Here is a 4,065-nt window from a genome sequence, read left to right on the forward strand (position 1 = left end):
GGGACTTACACCCTCTAAATAAATCCTTATATTGCTATAAGGTAAAGATGCCCATACTGGGCACACACAATGTATAACCGCAATTACGGCGGATTCGACTACTTCCGAATCCACTCGGAATTGCTAAAGTCAGTTCTAAATCGAAAATAAACGCTAATTTAACCCGTATCTGACGGTTATACGAGACCGTTGTAGGTAATTATGACCCGTCCTGAAATATGTATACAAAACACTTCAAGTATATGTATAAAAATGATGGATATGTAAAACGCTATAGTGAGAGCTTCAAGCTCAAAATCTTGGCAGAACTTACCAAGGGAAACCATTCCAAAAGACAAATTGCATTAACTTACGGTATACAATCCAGTACTATAAACGTATGGATCAAAAAGTATGATCGTAAAGATTTAATGAATACCCGTGTAACCGTGCAAACAGACGACGAACTTTCCCGTATCAAAGCCCTTCAAAAAGAGCTGAAACAACTTAAGGACCTTCTTATCAAAAAGGACCTGGACAAACTGGTGACCGACAGCTATCTTGAGGTAGCCGCCGAAAACCTGGGCTATAGAGATGTTGAAGAATTAAAAAAAAACTTAAACATAAAGCCTTGATGAAAGTAGCACCGATAAACCGTAATGAAAGGCTGTATTCAATTGGTACTATCTGTAATGCCTTTGATCTGAAAAGAGATGCCTATTACAAATTCCAAAAACGTTTTGTTATCAAAAAACAGATAGAACAGGATATAATCGAACTTGTTCAGGAAAGTAGAAGAACACTACCTCGAGAAGGTACCAGAAAACTCATGAGATCATTAAAAGATGAGTTTCATAAGTACGACCTTAAAGTAGGTAGAGACCAGCTGTTCCGTATCTTAAGAGAAAATCGATTGCTCATCAGAAGAAAGAAGTACTCCTCTAGAACCACCAATTCATATCACCGGTTTTACAAGTATGGCAATATTATAAAAGACTTAAAAATCAATAGACCTAATCAAGTCTGGGCTTCCGATATAACCTATATCAGAACCATTAAAGGATTCTGTTACCTAGCATTGATTACGGACATGTACTCCCGTAAAATCGTTGGATTTGACCTAAGTGATAGCCTAGAACTAAAAGGTTGTGTCAGAGCTTTAAATAAGGCTATTTACAATGCCAAGAACATTGACCACCTTATTCATCACTCGGACAGAGGTATTCAATATTGCAGTAATGTCTATACCCAAATATTAAAAAGAAAGAAAGTTAAAATCAGTATGACTGAAGAAAACCATTGCTATGAAAACGCCCTAGCCGAAAGGGTAAACGGTATTCTAAAAGATGAATTTTATCTTGACCAAACCTTTACCAGCGTGGTACATGCTAAAAAAGCAGCCAAAAATGCAATCAAACTATACAACTCTAAAAGATTGCATTTATCTTTAAATTATAAAACACCTAATTACGTGCATCAATATGCCGCTTAAAACTAATATTAATCTGTAGCCGTATTTTAGGACGTGACATCAAATAAAGGATGTAACCTTTTAGTTTAATTAGTATGAACGAGGAATTAAGATTACATCGAACAGATTGGCTAATTATTCAGGCCCAAAATTTAGTGAAACAAGGCTTGAGAAGTCGGATACCTTCCTTGCTTTTTTACGCTTGTTTTGAGGCAAGATTAGCTTTGGAGAGTTTTGATTTAAATATAGTTTTAGCATCTGTATCACCAGAAGAAAGAATGAAAATACTCGATGATTGCAAACCAAAAAATGGTATTGAAAAACAGGGCAGAAAAGTTGGCGCATTAAAAGAACGTTATCAGATTTTTATAATTAGTGTTTTCGAAGCTCTTGAAATGAAGAGTAATTTTTATGACTTTAAAGAGTCTAAAAGTCTTTAAAACAAATTGAGTTCATATATTCATTCTTACTATATGGTTGATAACTATATGAATATAAAGTCGCAAGAATTAAAAAAAATACCTTCTCTGATTGATGAAGTTGAGATGTTTGTAAGAAACAGTTCGTATGTTGAAGGTGAAGGACATGGAATTAGAAGTCTTGAACTAAAAAGTATACCAGAAGAGGATAAGGAACTTTTGTTTCAATGGAAGGACGATAGAAAAATGAAAGAAAAAGAACTTGTAATTCGGTTGAAAGCCAACGCAAGAAGAAGGAGAGAAAATTAGAAGATTCAAAATATTATTACTAGTATGATAAAGTTCAAATAAAAGATTATATGAATTCAATTTTAAAGTTATTAGAAGAAAGAAGCCTATATGTACATATTATCTTATTTAAGATTTATATCTCCCATAATGGCAAGATTAAAATGCCGCCCATCGGTAATCTTAGACAAGAAGTAAAGGCTCTTTTTGGAACTAGTTTTTCTAAAGATATTTACTCGGCTTCAGAGGAATATTTGATAACATCAGGATATGTGGAAGATATGTTTATGGGATTAAGTCTTATGGGAAGAAATTATTTTGAAAATTGGATAAGAAATTTCGAAAGTCTTTCAGAAGAAGAACGAGAAAAACTTAATACCAAATTGGCTCCTAAAATGGTTGATTTCTTTGGGTTAGCTGAGAAAGCCAATACGGTCTTAGATATAGTTTCAAATTTACTTGCACTAAATGATAAAGTCTAAATAAACGATGAGTTAAGACACCATCTCGTAATTCGTTGAGTATAAATAAAGGATTCCCAGTTATTTTATTAGCTTATAACAGCTTACTTTTATCAAAAAAATATAAAATTTTAATTTTAAGCTATAATGATTAAGAAATTATCAAAATCAATATCCGTTTTATGTATTTTTCTTGTAGTTTTTGCGTCTTGTAAAAACAATGAAGACAAAAAATCGGTTAAAGGTGACATGGAATCAGGATTTTTAAAAGCGGAAAATGAAGATTCAAAAGACTTAGAATTGTATGGTCTAACCAAGGATTGTGACGCTTTGTTGAGTGGTATAGATTTCTCATCCTTTTGTTTTACTCAAGAAAAAAATCCGTCGTATAGAACTGGAGATATGTCTTTTTCTGAAAATAGATGCCAAATTACACTAGCGGACGGTAAAATTGAACTTTCTATTATATTTAAGGATTATTCTGGGAACAGTCCGGATGAAATTAAGATGAGAAACGCTGCTGAAAAAGAGGCGTTTTTGCTTACCAATAAAATGGAATTCAAGAAATCCAAAAACATAGAGAAACTGGGCGATTATGCGGTAATAAATGAAGGTCATTTAAGTAATCCGAATCTAAAGAGATTAAGCTTAAGGAAGAATAATCTTGGTATTTACTTAGAAACTGATATAGGTTTTTGTTCCTCATCAGATAAAGAATTGGAGAAAATGGGAAGACTAATTCTTGAATCAATTATCAAGTAAAGTAAATTTTATAGGTAGGTTTGTGATTTGTAATTTTTCCATTTGTTGAAAAGTGGCGAATAGTATATGACAGCACAGTTCAAAAAAAGGATGGTTTATTTTTTATATTAGCCTACCCGATGCATACCAAATATTTAGTTAAGACTGTCCGATATGCTACCCTATTACGAATAATGCCTAACCGACCGCCTAACCTAGTTAACCACATAGCAACTTCCCAATTACAAATTACACCTAACTGATTTCCTACCCTATTACCAATATCGCATACTCGACTGCCTACCCTAGTTAACCACATTACACCTACCCTATTACCTATATCGCCTACCCTAGATAACCACTCAGCACCTACCCTGTTAGCATTAATGCCTAACCGACTGCCTACCCTAGATAACCACATAGCACCTACCCGATTATAAATAATGCCTACCCTAGATAAACACATAGCAACTACCTTGTTAGCATTAATGCCTAACCGACTGCCTACCCTAGATAACCACATAGCACCTACCCTGTTATCATTAAAGCCTACCCGATTGCCTACCCTAGATAACCACATAGCAACTACCTTGTTAGCATTAATGCCTAACCGACTGCCTACCCTAGATAACCACATAGCACCTACCCTGTTATCATTAAAGCCTACCCGATTGCCTACCCTAGATAACCACATAGCACCTACCCT

Annotated in this window: 7 protein-coding genes; 6 read left to right on the forward strand and 1 reads right to left on the reverse strand. The window is 34.3% G+C overall.

The window, feature by feature from the left end; translation table 11 throughout:
* Nucleotides 1-242: 242 nt before the first annotated feature.
* The 6 genes from ACEN2N_RS18820 (at nucleotide 243) to ACEN2N_RS18845 (ending at nucleotide 3,380) form a co-directional block, all read left to right on the forward strand.
* Nucleotides 243-614 (forward strand): transposase, encoded by a 372-nt coding sequence (locus tag ACEN2N_RS18820; protein WP_437373838.1) that lies wholly within the window; start codon nucleotides 243-245, stop codon nucleotides 612-614.
* Nucleotides 614-1,471, forward strand: a complete 858-nt coding sequence (locus ACEN2N_RS18825) for an IS3 family transposase (protein ID WP_441825779.1) — start codon at nucleotides 614-616, stop codon at nucleotides 1,469-1,471. The genes ACEN2N_RS18820 and ACEN2N_RS18825 overlap by 1 nt, the downstream gene beginning before the upstream one ends.
* A 74-nt stretch (nucleotides 1,472-1,545) precedes the next feature.
* Nucleotides 1,546-1,890 (forward strand): hypothetical protein, encoded by a 345-nt coding sequence (locus ACEN2N_RS18830; RefSeq protein WP_441825774.1) that lies wholly within the window; start codon nucleotides 1,546-1,548, stop codon nucleotides 1,888-1,890.
* Nucleotides 1,891-1,896: 6 nt separating this feature from the next.
* The gene (locus ACEN2N_RS18835; protein ID WP_441825775.1) at nucleotides 1,897-2,178 is read left to right on the forward strand and encodes a hypothetical protein; all 282 of its coding nucleotides are present in this window, start codon (nucleotides 1,897-1,899) and stop codon (nucleotides 2,176-2,178) included.
* Nucleotides 2,179-2,228: 50 nt separating this feature from the next.
* Nucleotides 2,229-2,639, forward strand: coding sequence for a hypothetical protein (locus ACEN2N_RS18840; RefSeq protein WP_441825776.1), 411 nt, complete (start codon nucleotides 2,229-2,231; stop codon nucleotides 2,637-2,639).
* A gap of 228 nt (nucleotides 2,640-2,867) precedes the next feature.
* On the forward strand, nucleotides 2,868-3,380 hold the full coding sequence (locus tag ACEN2N_RS18845) for a hypothetical protein (protein WP_441825777.1): 513 nt from the start codon (nucleotides 2,868-2,870) through the stop codon (nucleotides 3,378-3,380).
* Nucleotides 3,381-3,492: 112 nt separating this feature from the next.
* Here the strand turns inward: ACEN2N_RS18845 and ACEN2N_RS18850 are convergent.
* The coding region (locus ACEN2N_RS18850; protein ID WP_441825778.1) for a hypothetical protein at nucleotides 3,493-4,065 on the reverse strand (573 nt) is incomplete at its 5' end.

Source organism: Maribacter spongiicola, from assembly GCF_052119685.1.
Taxonomy (GTDB): Bacteria; Bacteroidota; Bacteroidia; order Flavobacteriales; family Flavobacteriaceae; genus Maribacter; species Maribacter spongiicola_A.

What these genes read in the sequence shown, in the direction of transcription:
- ACEN2N_RS18820 (WP_437373838.1), top strand. Translation starts at nt 243, where the DNA reads ATGTATAAAAATGATGGATATGTAAAACGCTATAGTGAGAGCTTCAAG.
- ACEN2N_RS18845 (WP_441825777.1), top strand. Translation starts at nt 2,868, where the DNA reads ATGGAATCAGGATTTTTAAAAGCGGAAAATGAAGATTCAAAAGACTTA.
- ACEN2N_RS18840 (WP_441825776.1), top strand. Translation starts at nt 2,229, where the DNA reads ATGAATTCAATTTTAAAGTTATTAGAAGAAAGAAGCCTATATGTACAT.
- ACEN2N_RS18825 (WP_441825779.1), top strand. Translation starts at nt 614, where the DNA reads ATGAAAGTAGCACCGATAAACCGTAATGAAAGGCTGTATTCAATTGGT.
- ACEN2N_RS18830 (WP_441825774.1), top strand. Translation starts at nt 1,546, where the DNA reads ATGAACGAGGAATTAAGATTACATCGAACAGATTGGCTAATTATTCAG.